The following is a 20,213-nucleotide window of genomic DNA, read 5'->3' on the forward strand; positions in this document are numbered from 1 at the left end:
ATGTTATTAAAAAAGTGAAAAATTGGTAGTCAACAAATGAAAACGCATTTATTGGGAAATTGTGATTCTGTACTAAAATTTTTATATAAGATGAAAATAGATTGTTTTCATTTAATAATTTATTGAAAGGATGTGTTTATGGAGGGGTTACTGAAACTGACTTTCTAACAGTCTCAGTAAACTAAGAAAATCGTTATGACTTTTCATCTGGATAAAACTTTGTTGGGTTTTGGATTTTGTGAGTAATTGTGTCGGAACTATTTTATGGGGAGCAATTTTAAGGAGGAAAAAATGAACAAAGAGTATCAGGGTAAAAAAATTTACGGTAAAAAGCACTGGTTGACATTTTTATTAGTGAGTTCGTCTGTATTGGCGTTCCATTCGTTTGTTACGATGGATTCTCAAGTGGTTGATGCGCAAGAGCAAACAGCAAAAGAAGACGTAGCTGATTCAGGAACGTCAGTCGGAGCAATTGTGTCGATTGAAAAAGCGGAGAAAAACTTTGTCATTACGTATGCTTCTGGAAAAAAAGCACAAATTAGTATTTTAAACGACCATCTTTTTCGCTATCATCTAGATCCAACTGGTAAATTTGAAGAATATCCAACGCCAAATGATCCAAAGCATGTTGCGAAAATTACGGCTAAAACAATGGCCGACTATGGTACACAAGCCTTTGAGCAAACGAACGTCACAGATTCAGGAAACCAATTTATTCTAGAAAATAATGGTTTAAAAATTATATTCGAAAAAGAAAGCGCTTTAATGAAGGTTCTAGACAAGAAAAAGAATCAAGTCATTTTAGAAGAAACCGCTCCGCTATCCTTTAAAAATGATAAAGCTACACAAACGTTAAAACAAAGTAGTCAAGAAAATTATTTTGGCGGAGGAACTCAAAATGGTCGATTTACGCATAAAGGAACAGCTATCCAGATTGTCAATACGAACAATTGGGTAGATGGCGGAGTAGCATCGCCTAACCCATTTTATTGGTCAACTGCAGGGTATGGCGTTGTTCGAAATACATGGAAACCTGGCAACTATGATTTTGGCAGTCATGATCCACAGACAACCACAACAACGCACGAAGGAACAGATTTTGATGCCTTTTATTTCTTTAATGATTCCTCAGCAGGTATTTTAAAAGATTACTATGAATTAACCGGGAAACCAGCTTTGATGCCAGAATACGGGTTCTATGAAGCGCATTTAAACGCGTATAATCGGGACTATTGGGTGAAAGTAGCAGAAGGAACCGCGGGAGCAGTTAAGTTTGAAGATGGTAATTTTTACAAAGAATACCAACCAGGCGATCTAGGAAACTTAAATGGCACGCTAGAATCTTTAAATGGAGAAAAAGAGAATTATCAATTTTCTGCACGCACAGTTATTGATCGATATAAGAAAAATGATATGCCGTTAGGGTGGTTCTTGCCAAATGACGGCTACGGTGCTGGCTATGGCCAAACAGATTCATTGGACGGCGATGTACAAAACTTAAAAGAATTTACAGAGTATGCTCAAGCCAATGGTGTTGAAGTGGGGCTGTGGACTCAATCTAATCTCCATCCAGCGGATCCTAAAAATCCTAAAAAAGGAGAACGGGATATTGCGAAAGAAGTTAGTGTCGCTGGTGTTAAAGCTCTCAAAACGGACGTGGCGTGGGTCGGGTATGGGTATTCCTTTGGCTTAAATGGTGTAGAAGATGCCGCGGATGTTTTTGTAAAAGAAACAGACGGCGCAGTTCGTCCGATGATTGTTTCATTAGATGGTTGGGCCGGAACCCAACGGCACGCTGGTATTTGGACAGGCGATCAAACGGGTGGTCAATGGGAATATATTCGCTTCCATATCCCAACATATATCGGGACTTCGTTGTCTGGACAACCAAATGTCGGTTCAGATATGGATGGAATTTTTGGTGGAAAAAATAAAGAGGTCAACATACGTGATTTCCAATGGAAAACTTTTACACCAGTGCAGCTAAATATGGACGGCTGGGGCTCCAATCCAAAAACGCCATTTGCTTTTGATCAAGAAGCCACAGATTTGAACCGAGCGTATCTAAAATTAAAATCAATGATGATGCCTTATAACTACAGTATTGCCAAGGAATCAGTTGATGGACTACCAATGGTACGGGCCATGGCTTTAGAATTTCCTAATGAAGGAACAGCATATACAAAAGATTCTCAATACCAATATATGTGGGGACCCAATTTACTCGTTGCCCCAATTTATAATGGCAATCAAGATGAGGCAGGAAATTCAATCCGTGATGGAATCTACTTACCAGATGAAAAACAAGTCTGGGTTGACTTATTTACAGGCGAAAAATATCAAGGTGGCCGTGTCTTAAATGGAGTAAAAACACCGCTCTGGAAGGTGCCCGTTTTCGTCAAAGATGGCAGTATTATCCCAATGACGAATCCAAACAACAATCCAAAGGAAATCCAACGGGATCAACGATCTTTCTTGATTTATCCAAATGGCGCCACTTCTTTTAATATGTATGAAGATGACGGAATTTCAACTAGTTATGAAGCTGGGCAATCAGCTACGACTAAAATAAATAGTCAAGGCCCTAAATCAAACGAAAAAGGGGATCTGACCGTTACTATCGAACCGACAAAAGGAAGTTACAAAGGCTTTGTTGATGAACGAAGCACCACGCTTGATTTGCTAGCTTCAGAAGCACCCGAAAGCGTAACAGCAATGGTGGGGGGAACAGAAGTAACCTTGAAACAAGCAGCTAATAAAGAAGAATTTTTAGCTGGCACAAATCTATATTATTTTGATAAAGAATTCCAAGTGAATCAGTATCTTTCTGAAGCTTCAGGAGAAAAACTGAACCAATCAGCGTTATCAGTAAAACTAGCGAAACAATCTGTGACCGCCAAAGATGTTCAAATAACTGTCAAAGGTTTCATTAATAAAGGAACGGTTGATGGAGGAAATACAACGGTCGATGACCAGTTAACTATTCCGGCAAATGTCGCAATCAATGAAGAAAAAACAACGCCATCTTCTTTGACTCTTCAATGGGATCAAGTAACTGAGGCAACAAGCTATGAAGTAGAGCGTGACGGGACTGTTTTCGGAAATATTCAAACGAATACAGCAACATTTGATGGATTTTCCTTCCTAAGCGAACATACTTTTCGAGTTCGAGCTGTTGGAAAAAACGGGGTCTCTGAATGGAGTGAACCGATTAAAGGAAAAACACAAGATGATCCCTATAAAGAAACAATTAATCAAGTCAAAGCAACAAGTAATTTACCAGAACAACCAGGCGCAGAATTGAAGAAATTAACAGATAAAGATTTGAGTACAGGTTGGCATACGAACTGGTCAACCGGCATCGCTAATCCAAGTGATGGAAATTTCTTGTCTTTAAAATTTGATCTTGGTGCGGAGTATCAAATGGATAAAATTGAATACTTGCCAAGAGACAATGCCGGCAACGGAAATATTTTGCAACTCCAGTATCGGACGTCGAAAGATGGAGCTAATTGGACAGAGTTTTCAGAACCTATTAACTGGAAGCAAGATGCTTTGACAAAAACCATTGAAACGAAGGACCAAGCGTATCGTTTTGTTGAAATGAAGGTATTAAAATCGGTGGGTAATTTTGGCTCTGGTCGTGAGATGCTCTTTTACAAACAACCAGGAACAGAAGGAATCTTACATGGAGACATTACTAACGATGGAACGATTGATGAAAATGATGCAATGAGTTATCGAAACTATACAGGCTTAGAATCTGTGGACAGTGACTTTAATGGCTATGTTGAAAAAGGTGATTTAAATAAAAATGGGGTAATTGATGCTTATGATATCAGTTATGTTTTACGACAATTAGATGGTGGGATTGAGATACCTGATGTCGAAGAAATTGCGGGCGGTTTATCCCTTGCTGTGGTTAATGAAAATGGCAAGGATACCTATCTTCCTGGCGATACATTAACCTTTACACTTAAAGGTCAAGACTTAAAAAACATTAATGCGTTAAGCACAAAAATGTCCTTTGATTCTAGCAAATTTGAACTTGTCGGTCAGCCTGCAACCACGAATAATACAAAACAAATGGAAAATTATTCTAAATATCGGAAACATTCAAATGATGTGGAGAATCTATATTTAGTTCTTAGTAATCAAGGAAATAAACAATTGTTAAATGGTTCAATGGACTTAGTTACCTTTAAAGTTAAAGTAAAAGAAACAACTCGCGTAAAACGTGCGACAACTGTTGAGCAGCCATTACAATTTGATATGAGTCAAGGCTTATTAGTAGGCCAAGGATTCCAACAAGCCACACTTTCAGATTTTTCTGTAACAGTGAAGCCCACAGAGCTAGTAGATAAAGAGTTATTACAAGCGCTAATTACGCTAAATCAAGCACGTGTCGAAAAAGAATATACGCCTGAAACTTGGGCAATTTTTAAACCAGTCTTAGATGAGGCAGTAGCTGTTCTAGCCAATGAACAAGCCACACAGACAGACGTTTCTGCTGCTGTGGAAAACCTAAAAAAGGCTGTAGAACAGTTGGAAAAAATGCCTGATGTAGCGAATAAAGCTGATTTAGAAAAAGCAATTCAAGAGGGGCTAACGAAGAAACCAAGTGATGGGCAAGAATTCACCGAAGAAACTAAAAAAGTTCTCGAAGAGTCATTAGCAGCAGCTCAAAAAGTATTTGCTCAAGAAAAAGTTACCCAAGAAGAAATAGACCAAGCGACTAAAACATTGCGTGAAGCAATTGCACAATTAAAAGAACAACCCGTCGCCGTTGATAAGGAAACCTTAAAAGAGAAAATCGCTCAAGCCCGAGGAAGAAAGCCGGAAGAAGGATACCAATTTACAAAAGAAACAGAAAAACAATTGCAAGAAGCAATTCAAGCGGCTGAAGCAATCGTAGCGAAAGAAACGGCGACAAAAGAAGAAGTCTCAGCGGCTCTAAACGCATTGGAAACTGCAATGGCTCAATTAAAAGAAGTACCCCTTGTAAATAAAGACCAATTACAAGAAGTTGTCAAACGAGCGCAGCAAGTCACTCCAAGTGAAGGGCACCAATTTACTGCCTCCTCGTTACAAGATTTACAAAAAGCGCTTTTAGCAGCTAAAAACACATTGAAAAACCCAGCAGCTAATCAAAAAATGATTGAGGAAGCGGTTGCTGAATTAACTAGTGCCATTGATGGGTTACAAGAAGAAGCGTTAGTTACAGATAAAAAAGCCTTAGAGGCAATGATAGCCAAAGCAAAAGCAATCAAACCATCTGCCGGAAAAGAATTTACCAGCGAGTCTAAAGCGCGCTTAACTGAAGCAATTGACCAAGCGGAAGGGATTTTAGCTGATAAAAATGCTCGGCAAGAACAAATTGATACTGCTGAAAAAAATGTAAAAACTGCTTTGGATAGTTTAGAGGAACAAGTCCTTCAAGCGGATAAAACAAAGTTGAGAGAACTGCTTCAAAAAGCAGAAACCTTGAAACCTAAAGCAGCAAAACAATTTACAAAAGCATCGCAAGAAGCTTTAGCTGAAGCAATTAAACAAGCAAAAGCACTTGTTGAGGACCCAAATGCGACGCAAGAAGCTGTGGACAAATGTTTAAGTATTTTAGCACAAGCCATTGAAGCAATGGCAGAAGAGCCAATCAGTAGCAACTCTACAGGCAACAATGGAAATCATGGCACGGTTAGCGGGACTGGTGGTGTAACCAGTCCAGGAAAGGGCACAGCAGCAGGTGGAACGACAACAAAAACCACCACTTCTGGTACTTTGCCAAAAGCAAATGAAGTTGTTTCGCCAATCTGGTCAATCAGTGGTTTTCTATTGATAGTAAGTATTGGTTTAGGAAAATTATTCTTCAAAAATAAAAAAGACCAAAATTAGCGTATCATTAACTTACAAGGCGCATTTGTACAAAAACAGTGTGCAAATGCGCAAGTAAGTAATAGGAGAGGATTTTTACGAATGAAAAGAAAGAAAATCAAGAATCAACTACTTGTTTTAACAAGTATTCTCGTTCTTCTGAGTTTGGAAGTCGCTCCAGTTGTTACGTTGGCTGCAGAATTACCAAGTAGCTCGCTACAAACAGCTCTGTCCTCGGAAACGACAATTACTTCGGAAGAAAAAGTAATTGAAACAACCGAAACAACTGTTGCTACATCGACAACGTCCACTAGTAGTTCGTCATCTGAATCAAGTAGTTTTACCGATACGACTACCGAATCAACGAGTCAGTCAACGACAGAAACGACAACCACAAATACTAGTTCTGAAACAAAAAAAGAACCTACAGAGCCAACGGTATCATCAGAAATCACGCAGCCTGTTGAACAATCGCAACCACCACAAGTTCCTGTGACCAAGCAAGAACCTGAAGAACCTATTCAAGTTCCTGAAGCCACCAATAACGTTGTTGAAGAAAATCAGGCTGTATCGTTAAATCCGTCCCTCAAAGTAGATGAAATAGCTTCTTCAAATTTAAAAGGCTACGAACTTCCACTGTTGTCGTCTTTTGGCGAAAAGAAACGGGCAGTCGTGGTGGCTGAAGCATTAAGACACGTTGGGAAAACAAAAAAAGAATTTAATTTGACGGAGCAAGCATTGACCAGTAGTTTCCTTGCCCAAAAAATTTACCAACAATTATTTAAAATAGACATTGGCAGTACACCGCAAGAACAAATGACATTTGGTAAAGTTCGTTCTATAGAGGAGGCAGAACCTGGTGATCTGATTTTTTGGCAAACAGCTGAAGGAAAAACGCTTCAAAATGGTGTTTATCTTGGCCAAGGAAAATATTTAATTGCCGCAGCGGAAGCGGATTCTAAGGAGGAACCAGAAGTAATCGCTCAGTTAGAGAATATCTATACTGCCAAACAACAACCAGACTCAAAAGAGGAAATACGCTTGGTAGTGACTAATCCTTTCAAGGAGTTCACATTAACGGAGTATGGCAAAGAAGTTTTAGCAACATATGGTGCGTCATTTGAAATGCAGAAGTCAGAACAAACCACAGCGTTTATTAAAAAAATTGGTGAGACAGCCAGAGAACTTGGCGAAAAATACGATGTTTTTGCATCAGTGATGATAGCTCAGGCTATTTTAGAAAGTGGCTCTGGCGAAAGTCAACTAGCCAAAGAACCTTATTATAATCTCTTTGGCGTGAAAGGTTCGTTCCAAGGAAATAGTGTTAGCTTTTCAACAAAAGAGGCTGATCAGAGGGGCCAACTTTATACAATTTCCGCTGGGTTTCGCGATTACGGTGGATATAATGACTCACTGCAAGATTATGTTCAATTACTCCGACAAGGGATTGACGGAAATCAAGATTTTTATAAACCAGCGTGGCGTTCGGAAGCCAAAAACTACCTTCAAGCAACGCGTTTTTTAACAGGTAAATATGCAACAGACAAGCAATACGATAATAAATTAAATTCGTTAATTGCGGTTTATAACTTAACGCAATTTGATTTACCAAAAACAGTGGACGGTTTGATTATCCAATCTAAAAATGAGCTGTCGGAAGCGGAACAGCAACAAATGCATTTTCCAGTCTATGATGGGATCAATTATAATCGAAGTGGTAGCTATCCCGTGGGCCAGTGTACGTGGTATGTCTATAATCGTTTCAAACAGTTGGGCACTTCTGTGGATGAATTTATGGGAAATGGCAGTGACTGGGGAAGAAAAGGACGTGCATTAGGCTATCAAGTTAGTTCATTGCCTAAAGCTGGTCGTGCGATTAGTTTCCAACCAGGAGTTGCTGGCGCAGATAATCAATATGGACATGTTGCTTTTGTTGAAGCGGTCACTTCTGATGGAATCATTATTTCTGAAAGCAATGTCATCAATGATCAAACGATTTCGTATCGTGTCTTACCTAATGTAATTGCTTATAGTAGTGGCGTGACCTACATTGGCGCTTGATCGACTCATTCAACAGGAAGAAGTGTGGATGTTTAAGTAAAAAATTAGCACAATGATCCATGTGTGAACTAACAAATTAAAATAACCAGAATCGACCAATGAATTGATTTTGTCATGTATAAAATGACAAGAACAGTTTGGCGGTTGATTCTTTGTTTTTCATCAACGAAGAGACAATAGTCCTCATGATTCGTTAGAAAAAGATGAATAGTCCAAAGTACTCTTTCTTGATGCTTTGTTATTTTATGTTTTTGTTTGCAGGAAACTACTGAAATCGCTATACTAAATTTATGTGAATATACTAACAGACAATCAATTTTTTTATCTCTTTTATTGGTGTATAGATTGATTGAACATTATAATCATTTGTCTTTTGTTGTGTAATTTTATATCTTCTTGAGAAAGGGATGAGTGAACAAATGGCTATTTATATATTAGAAGACCAAATTATTCAAGCAAAAGCGTTAGAAGCATTGTTAACAAATATCCTACATTCAAGAAATATTTATAATGAAACAATCCATTTATTTTCACGTTCAGATGAATTATTACAAGTGGCACACCAGGACGCCCAACTAAATATCTTTTTCCTAGATATTCAAATGAACAATCATATCCAGGCAGGATTTGAGGTTGCTAAAGAAATCAGAAAAACAGACAGTGAAAGTCTGATTGTATTTATTTCTACTCACACAGAATTAGTTTTAACTTCCTACAAATATATGGTTTCAGCTCTTCAATTTATTCAAAAGAACGTGGATTTTCTAGATTTCCAAAAAGAGGTCGAAACATGTGTCGATGCATATATTCAACAAAAAGAAAATATAAAGACAAAAAGTGAATATATTATCATTAACTTAAAAGCGTCCTCTATAAAAATGGATATTAATGATATTTATTTCTTTCAAACGGAATACGATCATCGTGTATCAATGGTTGGTAAAAATTTTAAAAGAGAATTTTATGGAACGTTATCAAAAATTGAACAACTGCATCCAGATTTGATTAGAGTCCATCAATCAATCATCATCAATAAAAAATATGCGTCAAAATTAAATTATAAAACGCATCTTTTAACTATGAGAGACGGAACGGAAGTACCAGTCTCAAGAAGATATTATACTCAGGTCAAGGCACTATTTCTTACTTAGGGAGGGATAATGACTAATTAAGGAATTATCTATCTATTAGTCGCTATATTCGTTATAATTTAGCGCAATACTTGAAGAGGAGGGCGATATGCTAATCGATTGGATTCTAAAAAATATTATGGATATGGATCAGGAAGATCAATCAGGAAAAACACAATGGACAAAGTATTATCTAACCGTTTATTTTTCTGGCTTATTTAATTTTCTGATGATTCTGATTTTATCAGTTTTATTTGGGACGTTAAGCGAAACCTTTATTGTATACGTCGTACTGATTTTTTTACGGCCTGTCGCAGGTGGCTGGCATGCAAAAACTAAATGGCTCTGTCGTCTAGAAAGCATTGTTATCTATGTCGCCATACCATTTGTATTGAAAAATTCTTCTGTGAGCTTACCGTTTATTTATAAAATTCTATTGATTTGCCTCTTAGTTGTATTATTTTATTGGTATGCGCCACAAGGAACAGCAATTGAACCTGTTCAACCATCTGATTTAAACGTGCTCAAAAAGCAAAGCCTTATAAGGGTGTGTTTACTTATTTTATGTAGTCTGTTTGTCAAAGAAAAGATTGCTTCAGTAATACTCTACGGTCTCGTCATCCAAGGTCTGATGATACTCCCTGTAACAAAAAATTTAATTGAAGGAAGTGTTTTTATGAAATTTGGTAAAAAAATAATTAAAAATGTTATTGAAAAAAGAGTTGCAAAAGTCAGTGATGGTGTGGGAACTAAGCCTAGATTAAATCAAAATTCGCCCAATATATTTGGACAATGGATGGGACAAACTGAAAAACCTAAAAAGAATATTGAAAAATGATTTTGTCGTTATTAGCTACTAACGTTTTGCTTGTATCTAGCTTTATCGTTTTTGTCTTTTTACGAGTAACATTGATCAAGATTGAATGTAAAATACCGTTACTTTCATTGCTTATTGTCATTAATCTTTGTTCGTTTGCGGCATTAATGTTGGGCTACTCTTGGTTGATTTATGCGCTGACAGTCGTTATTTTTACAGGATTTTTACTCATTCACAAAAAGAGGTTCTCAATTTTTAAAGCGATATTTTTATCCGTTTTTACATTGCTTATGGTTTCGTTTATCAATTACACGGAGCAAACGATTTTAAGTGTTTTTTTTCAACAGATTTATCAAAATAAATTATTATGGATTGCCTCAAATGTTCTTCTGTTGCTTATAAATATCTGGATTGCTTTAAAAATTCCCAATAGTGTTTTTTTAAGATTAAATCGTGTGTTAGAAAATAGCCGAATTTTTTTTGGTTGTTTACTTTTATTGTTGATTCTGTTGTTACTTTTTGTGTTTTTGATTTCGCCAGAGATTTCACCTGACTTTATGCGAGGATTTGTCACGGTAAATAGTTCTAAATTGGAGTTATTAATAAGTGTAGGTTTATTTTTAATTCTGATTGGTTTAGTCATTGAAGCTTATTTGGAAGAACAACGTATCAACACTCAATTATTGAATAATTTAACGATTTATACTGAAAAAATAGAATCCATTAACGAAGAGCTAGCGATGTTTCGTCATGACTATAAAAATTTATTGTATAGTTTACAAATTGCTATTTCATACGAAGATATTCTGGAAATCAAAAGAATTTATGAAGAAACGATTGCACCAACCAAAAAAATTATTGATAATGAAGAATTTGAACTTATGAAGTTAAATCGTTTGAAAAATATGGAACTTAAGGCACTCATAAGTATGAAAATTAATACCGCAAAGCAAGCAAAACTAAAAGTGATTGTTGATGTGCCAGAAGTATTTATTCTTGATACATCAATCGAATTAGTGGTTGTGATTCGTTTGTTGGCTATTCTATTAGATAACGCGATTGAAAACAGTGCAAAATCAGAATTGAAAATGTTCGCTATCTCAATTTTCAATAAAAATGAAACACAAGAGTTTGTGATAACAAATAGTGTTCAAGCCGAATTTGATTTTAGGGTTATGAAGAAAACCAAATTTAGTTCTAAAAGTAACCCTGAAGAGCATGGTTGGGGATTGTTATATGTAAAAGAAATTGTTGATTTTTCAGATCAATTTGACTTGCAAACGTCCTTCAATGAAGGATCGGTTACTCAACATTTAATTATTGAAAAAAATCATAATAGTAAAAAAGTTGTTAACGAATGAATTTGTTAACAACTTTTTTGCTATGGTATTGAGATATGAGGGGCAATACAGGAAAAAATGTCGGCTGATTAAGGAATTTAGATAGTGCCGGTTAGGTAGTTGTCTATAATGAAAATAGCAACAAATATTTACGCAGGGAAAGGGGCGGTCGTTTAACGGGAAAGATTAGGGAAGATAAAGCAATACTTTTGTTGGGAAAAGAAATAAAAGGAAACTGGGGAAGGAGTTAATCGTTTAATGAAGGGAAATAAAATTTTATACATTTTAGGTACAGGCATCTTTGTTGGAAGTTCATGTCTATTTTCTTCACTTTTTGTAGCAGCAGAAGAACAAGTTTATTCAGAAAGTGAAGTTTCAACAGTTTTATCGAAGTTGGAAAAGGAGGCAATTTCTGAGGCAGCTGCTGAACAATATACGGTTGTAGATCGAAAAGAAGATGCGTGGGGGATGAAGCATCTTAAGTTAGAAAAGCAAACGGAAGGCGTTACTGTTGATTCAGATAATGTAATTATTCATTTAGATAAAAATGGTGCAGTAACAAGTGTTACAGGAAATCCAGTTGATCAAGTTGTGAAAATTCAATCGGTTGATGCAATCGGTGAAGAAGGAGTTAAAAAAATTATTGCTTCTGATAATCCGGAAACTAAAGATCTTGTCTTTTTAGCTATTGACAAACGTGTAAATAATGAAGGGCAATTATTTTATAAAGTCAGAGTAACTTCTTCACCAACTGGTGACCCCGTATCATTGGTTTATAAAGTGAACGCTACAGATGGAACAATTATGGAAAAACAAGATTTAACGGAACATGTCGGTAGCGAAGTAACGTTAAAAAACTCTTTTCAAGTAGCGTTTAATGTACCAGTTGAAAAAAGCAATACGGGAATTGCTTTACACGGAACGGATAACACAGGGGTTTACCATGCAGTAGTTGATGGCAAAAATAATTATTCTATTATTCAAGCACCATCACTAGCAGCATTAAATCAGAATGCTGTTGACGCCTATACGCATGGAAAATTTGTGAAAACATATTATGAAGATCATTTCCAACGACACAGTATTGATGATCGAGGGATGCCCATCTTGTCAGTTGTTGATGAACAACATCCAGATGCTTATGACAATGCTTTTTGGGATGGAAAAGCAATGCGTTATGGTGAAACAAGTACACCAACAGGAAAAACGTATGCTTCCTCTTTAGATGTAGTTGGTCATGAAATGACACATGGTGTGACGGAACATACTGCCGGTTTAGAATATTTAGGACAATCAGGTGCGTTGAATGAATCTTATTCTGATTTGATGGGTTATATTATTTCGGGTGCATCTAATCCAGAAATTGGTGCGGATACTCAGAGTGTTGACCGAAAAACAGGTATTCGAAATTTACAAACGCCAAGTAAACACGGACAACCAGAAACCATGGCTCAATACGACGATCGAGCACGGTATAAAGGAACGCCTTATTATGATCAAGGCGGTGTTCATTATAATAGTGGAATTATTAATCGGATTGGTTACACCATTATCCAGAATTTAGGCATTGAAAAAGCACAGACTATTTTCTACAGCTCATTAGTAAATTACTTAACACCTAAAGCACAATTCAGTGATGCTCGTGATGCGATGCTTGCTGCTGCAAAAGTTCAATATGGCGATGAAGCAGCTTCAGTGGTGTCAGCAGCCTTTAACTCTGCTGGAATCGGAGCTAAAGAGGATATTCAGGTAAACCAACCAAGTGAATCTGTTCTGGTCAATGAATGAAAAAAATTCCCCAATTAAATAAAAATGGATAAGGAGTGGCATAATCTTATGAAAAAGTTCTCCATACGAAAAATTAGTGCTGGTTTTTTGTTTCTGATTTTAGTAACTTTGATAGCCGGTTTTAGCTTGTCTGCAAATGCAGAAGAGTATATCGTTCCTGCCGAAAGTCATTCACGACAAAAAAGATCGTTACTGGACCCTGAAGACAGAAGACAAGAAGTGGCAGATACAACCGAAGCGCCTTTTGCGTCAATCGGAAGAATCATTTCCCCTGCCAGTAAACCAGGCTATATTTCTTTAGGAACAGGCTTTGTTGTTGGAACCAATACAATTGTCACCAATAATCATGTGGCTGAAAGTTTTAAGAATGCCAAAGTATTAAATCCGAATGCCAAAGATGATGCTTGGTTTTATCCAGGTCGAGATGGCAGTGCGACACCATTTGGCAAATTCAAAGTGATTGATGTAGCTTTTTCCCCGAATGCGGATATTGCGGTCGTGACTGTCGGCAAACAAAACGATCGTCCAGATGGCCCAGAGTTGGGAGAAATTTTAACGCCATTTGTTTTGAAAAAGTTTGAATCTTCAGATACCCATGTCACAATATCAGGCTATCCAGGTGAGAAAAGCCACACACAATGGTCTCATGAAAATGATTTGTTTACATCTAACTTTACAGACTTAGAAAATCCATTACTATTTTATGATATCGATACAACAGGTGGTCAATCTGGTTCACCAATCTATAATGCTCAGTTTGAAGTAGTTGGTGTTCATTCCAATGGTGGCATTAAGCAAACAGGAAATCATGGTCAAAGACTAAATGAAGTGAATTATAACTTTATTGTTAATCGAGTGAATGAAGAAGAAAATAAACGTTTATCCGCTGTGCCAGCAGCGTAAAGAACCATAAAAATACTCGGAATTTCCAGAATCACGGGAAATCTCGAGTATTTTTGTTTTTTAAGATAGTGTAAGTTACGATAAAAGTACCTTGTAATTATCGGTTAAAAGCATATAATAGTGCTGAAAAGAAGGCAAATAATCCGATTAAGTTAGTATTTCTAAACCATCATAACTCGTAATGATTTCATGCTTTTGAGATAAAGCCGCCATCTCCGCATAAGACAAGCCGCCATTGTGAGAAAAATGGTTGGCAACGTAAATCGTTTTATCTGTGACGAGTTTTCTTTCTTTTAATTCTGCAATTAATTTTAAATTTTCTTCCCAATTCATATGACTATTGCCAGTTTCGTTTGTTTGACTAGTACAATCTAGAGAAACAATACTAAGAAGTAAATGGCTCTTTTCAAGATATTCAAACATTTCTGACGTAAAGTAACCTGTATCATGGGTGGATAAAAAAGCATCTTTACCATCGTCTATAACGAAAATAAAACAATCTTCACTGAAATTTCCATGTTGTGCAGGAAGGGGATAAATCGTATAGTTCGCAATAGTAAAACATTTGTAGGGCTGAATAACCTGATACTGTAATCGGGTATCGTCTTGACGACCTTCTAAATCAAAGGCGCGCTGATAAAACGTCTTAACTGCTTCATTTCCGTAAACAGTTAAACGATTGGGAATATCTAATGCATAACCAGACATTCGATAAGCCAAATCCTCGCCGTAAAAATGATCGGAATGCCAATGAGAGATTAGTAAAGAGTCAAAGTCTGCAAAACACAAGTCATACTGCAACAAGTGTAAATAAGAATCCCCTGGAAAATCAATCAGCAGGACATCATCAATAATTAATTGAGTTTGTGTACGAATTTCTCGTCCTTTTTTCTCTCGAGCGTACTTACATAATTTACAATTACAAAAAATTCCTGGAATCCGTTCTGCTGCACCCGTACCTAAATAGTTGATTTTCATTGGGAGTACCTAACCTTTCTTTGACATTCTTCATACTTAGTAGATAACGCTGAACCTTAAAGTAAATGGGCATGGAAACTGAAACATTTGTTGTGTCCATCTTACCTTTTTTAGAAAAGAATTGAAATGGAATTTCTTAAGTAAATTTGCGTAAAATAGAAAAAGCTAGACGCCTTTTTTAATAAGCTGAATTTGTTGCGAATGTTCATGCTATTTCCGAGAAAAAGTTTTACCAAAGGCACTTTCATATCCATCTGCTATTAGTTATAGAAAAATAACAAGATGGACATAGCTTATTAGAGCAAAAATAACTACGCTATTGATAAAGAGTGAGGCGTGTTTTGAACAGGTTGCGTGGGCAAATGAATTTGAATAAAAGGGATGACAAAAGATGACTATTGAAAAATTAGAATATTTTTATACCATTGCAAAATATAATAGTATTTCCAAAGCAGCCTCTGAACTCCATGTTAGTAAATCAACCTTAAGTGCGTCATTAAAAGATTTGGAAAGTGAATTGGGCCATTTACTTTTTGACCGTAACGGTAATTCTTTGACGTTAAATTCCTATGGTGATAAAATCGTCCAATCTGTATATATCATTTTAAACGAGGCCAAGAAAATGAAACTTAATTTGCATGAAATGATTGAGAATCCAGTGATGCGTTTAGGTTTTGGAAATACGTCCTTGATGTATAAAGTGACAGAAAACGAGGATCAACTGAATCGTTTTTGGGAATGTTACCATGGTTCATCGTTTGAGTTATTGAATAAATTGGAGAATCATGAGTTGGATTTTGTGATTACTTCTGCAGATGTGAATAGTCCAGTTTTAAAGAAAGAACAATTAATTGAACTAAAAATGTATCTTTGTGTTTCAAGAGAAATTAAACAAGAAATTGAGGAAGAAGGCTTCACCTGTTTGACCAACTATCCATTTCTATTTTTGCCGCATCACTTAGATCATTTAGAAGCTACCAAGAGTGTGCTAGAAATGTTGCAATTAACAAGTCCGCTTGTTTGTTGCTACGATACGTTGATGCTTACTCGTCTCATTGAAAAAAGTAAAGGAGTTTATGCGGTAATCTCTCTTCGGAAAGAACAACTGCAGGAAATTGATTCTAAACTCTTCTTTTTACCGATTGAACGAAAACAAAAATTTTATTTATACCGAAATGTTTCCAGTTCGGTTTTTGTCCAACCTGGTCAAATCAAGGCAACTTTACAAAAGTTGCTAGAGACTTAGCCATTAAAATTACTTTGGAATAGTTACCAAAAATAGCTTTATTCGCTTAGATTTACTTCTGCTGCGGATAAGGTTATTTTTGATGTTCATTGTTTAAAAGAGATGCTCAATTATGGGACTGTTCGATATTTCTGAACGGAATGTTCAATTATTTAATAACTTAAGAATCGATAAATCGTATCTATTACGGTTCAATTTAAAAGGGTTCTGGTGTATAGTTTGGCTATCTAAAGATTTACTTTTTTAAGTATAAAATAACTAAATGGCAAGCAATATAAAGAACTGTTGATACGTGAGTACTTGCGATAATCGTGTCGTTAGAAGTTTAAGTGTCATTGTTGCTTTTCCTGTTTTATGTAGTTGCTAGAAAGGACTGTTTTTATGATCGATAGAAAAAAAGTTATTTTGTATACTTGTTGCATGAGTTTGTTTGTAGTGACCATGGATGTTACGGTTGTCAATGTGGCGTTACCATCCATTCAAAGTGATTTTCACACGAATCTGTCTACATTACAGTGGGTAACAGATGGGTACACTTTAATGGTAGCATCCTTATTATTGTTATCTGGGTCTACAGCAGACCGAATTGGCCGTAAACGAGTCCTTCAATTGGGCTTAGCCTGTTTTGGTTTAGCGTCTTTCCTATGTGGGATTTCGCAAACCCCAGGGCAATTGATTGCGTTTCGCATGTTGCAAGGGATTGGTGGTTCTATGTTAAATCCGGTAGCAATGTCTATTATTACACAGGTATTTACCGAAAAGTTAGAACGTGCGAAAGCAATTGGCTTGTGGGGCTCTGTTACAGGGATTTCCTTAGGCATGGGCCCGATTATTGGCGGACTAATTGTTTCTTATTTTAGCTGGCGGTATGTCTTTTTTGTAAATGTACCGATCATTGCTGCGGCAATCATCCTTACACAAAAGTTTGTACCTGAGTCAAAAGTAGAGAAAACGGTGAAAAATGATTTTGTTGGTCAAGCATTGATGATTCTTTTTCTATTTAGTTCTATCTATTCCATTATCGGACTACCTAGAAAAGGGCTTTTCGCGCCAGATATTTTAAGTACTGGGATAATCGGCTGCTTAGCCATTGTCATTTTCTTTATTTATGAATATAACATTGACAATCCGTTAATCAACCCGCGTTTCTTTTTATCTATTCCATTTACATCGGCTTCTTTTTTAGCTATTTTTGGCTTTATCATATATAACGGCTATTTATTTTTAAACACGCTATATTTGCAAGAGATGAGAGGCTTCAGCCCGTTGGAAGCTGGCTTATCAACCATTCCTTTGGCTTTTGTTAGTTTTCTTGTTGCCCCGAGAGCCGGCGAAATGGTAGGGAGAATAGGGACGAAACGTCCTATTATGCTTTGTGGTATTTCAATGTTGGCTGTTAGCTTTTTACAATTATTTGTAACTAAAACAACGCCTATGATTATTTTATTTATTATTTATATCTTTTTAGGCATTGGGTTTGGGATGTTAAATTCGCCGATTACCATTACAGCGATTGAAGGAATGCCACTTTCTCAGTCAGGAACGGCAGCAGCCATTGCGGTGACATGTAAGCAAATTGGCAATTCTTTAGGGGTTGCGCTACCAAGTCTTTTAATTACAAAGCCTATTACTAGTTCGCTTACTCGAACACCTTTTACAAACGTATGGCTTTTATTTGGATGTTGCGCCATTGCGATTATCTTTTTAAGTTATTTATCCAATTCTCCGCTAGCGAAAAAGTCATTGCGCAGAGTTAGGTTTTATTTTTAACAAATCAAGATTTTTTTTGAAGGGAAAGGAAGACAAACTTAGATGAAAAAAATAAATAACCGATTAGGACTCTTTTTATTTTTTGTTTTACTCTTTTGGGCAAAAACGATTCTGGCGTATTACCTAGATTTCTCATTGGGCGTTAAGGGCAGTCTCCAGCGAGAAATTTTATGGTTCAATCCAGTTGCTACTACGCTGTTATTATTTGGCTTTAGTTTGTATTTTAAAAAGCATAAAACATTTATGCTTAGCTTAACTCTTTTAAATGTTTTAAATACATTAATTTTATATTTGAATATTATTTTTTATCGTGAATTCACTGACTTTATTACCATCCAATCTGTTTTTGGCTTTTCAAAAGTTTCAGAAGGGATTTCTGGTGATTTACTTGCTTTAATGAGAGTCCACGATGTCTTTTATTGGCTAGATACTTTAGTGCTGCTCGTTTTGGTATTTTACTCTTTTAAACAGCGACGGAATCATCAAGTCTTTGTGACCAAACCTATCAACAGAAGATTGGCGATCTCAATTAGTTGTTTAAGTGTCTTGCTCTTTTCGGTTAACTTATTTTTAAGCGAAACCGATCGTCCTCAATTGCTTCAAAGAATTTTTGATCGTAATTATATTGTAAAATATCTTGGCTTGGATGCATTCACAGCCATCGATGGTGTCAAAACAGCCATGTCAAATGAGGTAAGAGCAGAAGCTAGTTCAAACGAATTACCTGAAATCATGAAATTTACCAAGCAAAACAATTTACCGCTTAATCCGCAGTATGCCGGGATTGCCAAAGGAAAAAATGTATTTGTGATTCATTTAGAAAGTTTTCAACAATTTTTGATTAATATGAAAGTCCAAGGCCAAGAGGTTACACCGTTTTTAAATCAGCTCTATCAAAACAAAGCGACAATCAGTTTTGATAATTTCTTTCATGAAGTAGGGCAAGGAAAAACGAGTGATGCGGAGAACATGTTAGAAACAGGAACATTCGGGCTCCCGCAAGGCTCTCTTTTTACACAATTAGGATCAGACAATACTTTCGAAGCGGCTCCCGCTGTTTTAGGACAAAAAGGCTATACAACCGCTGTTTTCCATGGAAATGTGGGGAGTTTTTGGAATCGAGACCATGTGTATAAAAACTTAGGTTATCAATACTTTTTTGATCGGTCATATTTTTCAAAAGATGACAAAATGCTAGGTTACGGTATTTTAGATAAACAATTGTTGCGTGAATCAGCTAGTGAGCTTGAACATTTACAGCAGCCATTCTATGCGAAGTTTTTAACTGTGACCAATCATACCCCTTATTATACGGATGACCAAAACTTCCCGTTTCCTAAATTGAACACAGGCAATTCGATTGTGGATGATTATGTTCGAACAGCGCACTATTTGGATCAATCGCTAGAACAATTTTTCCATTACTTGCAAACAACAAGTTTATACAATCATTCTATTTTTGTTATTTATGGTGACCACTTCGGTATTTCAGATGCGAACAACAAGGACTTATGTAAAGCTTTCAACCGCGATCCAAAAACGTGGACAAACTATGACAATGCGCAATTGCAAAGAGTACCTTTGATGTTTTACATGCCAGGCTATACGCAAGGGAAAATCATGCACGAATATGGTGGGGAAATTGACGTTTTACCGACACTGTACCATCTTTTAGGTGTCGATGATAAAAATTATATCCATTTTGGCACGGACCTTTTATCTCCTCAATATAAACAAGTGGTTCCTTTTAGAAATGGCGATTTTGTAACGCCTCGATTTTCTTATCTAGGTGGGGAAATCTACAATAATCAAGGGAAAAAATTAGACCAAGTTCCAGCAGATTTAAAAGCAGAAGTCACGAAAGATAACGATTGGGTGAAAAAATCGTTAAGTTTATCTGACAAATTAAATCAGGAAAACCTTTTACGTTTTTATAAACCACAAGGATTCCAAGAAGTGCAACCAAAGGACTACAACTATGATGTGGCTTTTGAAAAAAACAAAGTCTTAGAAGTAGAAAAACAAAAAAATGCACAATCAACCAGCTTGTTTAGTCAAAATGGCAATCAAACGACAGTCCAAAATTATCCGACTACGCCATAGATCATTTAAGAAGGATAACTTTTGGAAGGGAAAGAGAATCATATATGAAGTGAAAGAGGTCAGAACAGAGTCGTTTATTTTCGAAGCAATTGGTTCTGTTTCCACCATTTATCAGGTTTTGAGCCTGGAACAAAAATCCAAAGTGATTTTTGTCCCAGGTTTTTTCGCTCTTTTATTGAGTAAGAAGTCAGTTTAGAATTTATATT

The 20,213-nt window shown here is 36.3% G+C and carries 11 protein-coding genes; 10 read left to right on the plus strand and 1 reads right to left on the minus strand.

What is annotated here, in order from left to right; genetic code table 11:
* Positions 1 to 264: 264 nt before the first annotated feature.
* From IGK86_RS06375 to sprE, 7 genes are all read left to right on the plus strand, one after another.
* Positions 265 to 5,892 (plus strand): TIM-barrel domain-containing protein, encoded by a 5,628-nt coding sequence (locus tag IGK86_RS06375; RefSeq protein ID WP_438742183.1) that lies wholly within the window; start codon positions 265 to 267, stop codon positions 5,890 to 5,892.
* A gap of 81 nt (positions 5,893 to 5,973) precedes the next feature.
* Positions 5,974 to 7,932, plus strand: a complete 1,959-nt coding sequence (locus IGK86_RS06380; RefSeq protein ID WP_016616906.1) for an amidase domain-containing protein — start codon at positions 5,974 to 5,976, stop codon at positions 7,930 to 7,932.
* Between the two features lie 419 nt (positions 7,933 to 8,351).
* Positions 8,352 to 9,083 (plus strand): response regulator transcription factor FsrA, encoded by a 732-nt coding sequence (gene fsrA / locus IGK86_RS06385; protein WP_078126945.1) that lies wholly within the window; start codon positions 8,352 to 8,354, stop codon positions 9,081 to 9,083.
* A gap of 88 nt (positions 9,084 to 9,171) precedes the next feature.
* Complete coding sequence (fsrB, locus tag IGK86_RS06390) at positions 9,172 to 9,900, plus strand: quorum-sensing system protein FsrB (RefSeq protein ID WP_002377181.1); 729 nt, start codon at positions 9,172 to 9,174, stop codon at positions 9,898 to 9,900.
* Entirely contained in the window at positions 9,897 to 11,240 is a 1,344-nt protein-coding gene (gene fsrC, locus IGK86_RS06395) for a sensor histidine kinase FsrC (RefSeq protein WP_016616905.1), read from the plus strand. Before fsrB ends, fsrC begins: the two co-directional genes overlap by 4 nt.
* Before the next feature lie 237 nt (positions 11,241 to 11,477).
* Positions 11,478 to 13,007 (plus strand): gelatinase GelE, encoded by a 1,530-nt coding sequence (gene gelE, locus IGK86_RS06400; RefSeq protein ID WP_016616904.1) that lies wholly within the window; start codon positions 11,478 to 11,480, stop codon positions 13,005 to 13,007.
* Between the two features lie 48 nt (positions 13,008 to 13,055).
* Positions 13,056 to 13,910: a serine proteinase SprE gene (gene sprE, locus IGK86_RS06405; RefSeq protein WP_080120709.1), complete on the plus strand. Its 855-nt coding sequence runs from the start codon at positions 13,056 to 13,058 to the stop codon at positions 13,908 to 13,910.
* A 147-nt stretch (positions 13,911 to 14,057) separates the two neighbouring features.
* Here sprE and IGK86_RS06410 read toward each other — a convergent pair whose 3' ends face one another.
* Positions 14,058 to 14,888, minus strand: coding sequence for an MBL fold metallo-hydrolase (locus IGK86_RS06410; RefSeq protein WP_002360106.1), 831 nt, complete (start codon positions 14,886 to 14,888; stop codon positions 14,058 to 14,060).
* A 391-nt stretch (positions 14,889 to 15,279) separates the two neighbouring features.
* Between IGK86_RS06410 and IGK86_RS06415 the strand changes: the two genes are divergently transcribed.
* From IGK86_RS06415 to IGK86_RS06425, 3 genes are all read left to right on the plus strand, one after another.
* Positions 15,280 to 16,134 carry a LysR family transcriptional regulator gene (locus tag IGK86_RS06415; protein ID WP_002357233.1) on the plus strand — a complete coding sequence of 285 codons (855 nt, stop codon included), beginning with the start codon at positions 15,280 to 15,282 and terminating at the stop codon, positions 16,132 to 16,134.
* A gap of 381 nt (positions 16,135 to 16,515) precedes the next feature.
* A complete protein-coding gene (locus IGK86_RS06420; protein WP_002382423.1) occupies positions 16,516 to 17,904 on the plus strand; it encodes an MFS transporter in 1,389 nt (462 codons plus the stop codon).
* Positions 17,905 to 17,946: 42 nt separating this feature from the next.
* Positions 17,947 to 20,007, plus strand: coding sequence for an LTA synthase family protein (locus IGK86_RS06425; RefSeq protein ID WP_002360109.1), 2,061 nt, complete (start codon positions 17,947 to 17,949; stop codon positions 20,005 to 20,007).
* Positions 20,008 to 20,213 lie beyond the last annotated feature (206 nt).

The sequence above is a fragment of the Enterococcus sp. DIV1206 genome (assembly GCF_051712485.1).
Classification (GTDB): domain Bacteria; phylum Bacillota; class Bacilli; order Lactobacillales; family Enterococcaceae; genus Enterococcus; species Enterococcus faecalis.

Coding starts and splice junctions, on each gene's coding strand:
- IGK86_RS06410 (WP_002360106.1), bottom strand. CDS start 14,888: ATGAAAATCAACTATTTAGGTACGGGTGCAGCAGAACGGATTCCAGGA.
- IGK86_RS06375 (WP_438742183.1), top strand. CDS start 265: ATGGGGAGCAATTTTAAGGAGGAAAAAATGAACAAAGAGTATCAGGGT.
- fsrA (WP_078126945.1), top strand. CDS start 8,352: ATGGCTATTTATATATTAGAAGACCAAATTATTCAAGCAAAAGCGTTA.
- fsrB (WP_002377181.1), top strand. CDS start 9,172: ATGCTAATCGATTGGATTCTAAAAAATATTATGGATATGGATCAGGAA.
- IGK86_RS06425 (WP_002360109.1), top strand. CDS start 17,947: ATGAAAAAAATAAATAACCGATTAGGACTCTTTTTATTTTTTGTTTTA.
- IGK86_RS06380 (WP_016616906.1), top strand. CDS start 5,974: ATGAAAAGAAAGAAAATCAAGAATCAACTACTTGTTTTAACAAGTATT.
- sprE (WP_080120709.1), top strand. CDS start 13,056: ATGAAAAAGTTCTCCATACGAAAAATTAGTGCTGGTTTTTTGTTTCTG.
- gelE (WP_016616904.1), top strand. CDS start 11,478: ATGAAGGGAAATAAAATTTTATACATTTTAGGTACAGGCATCTTTGTT.
- fsrC (WP_016616905.1), top strand. CDS start 9,897: ATGATTTTGTCGTTATTAGCTACTAACGTTTTGCTTGTATCTAGCTTT.
- IGK86_RS06415 (WP_002357233.1), top strand. CDS start 15,280: ATGACTATTGAAAAATTAGAATATTTTTATACCATTGCAAAATATAAT.
- IGK86_RS06420 (WP_002382423.1), top strand. CDS start 16,516: ATGATCGATAGAAAAAAAGTTATTTTGTATACTTGTTGCATGAGTTTG.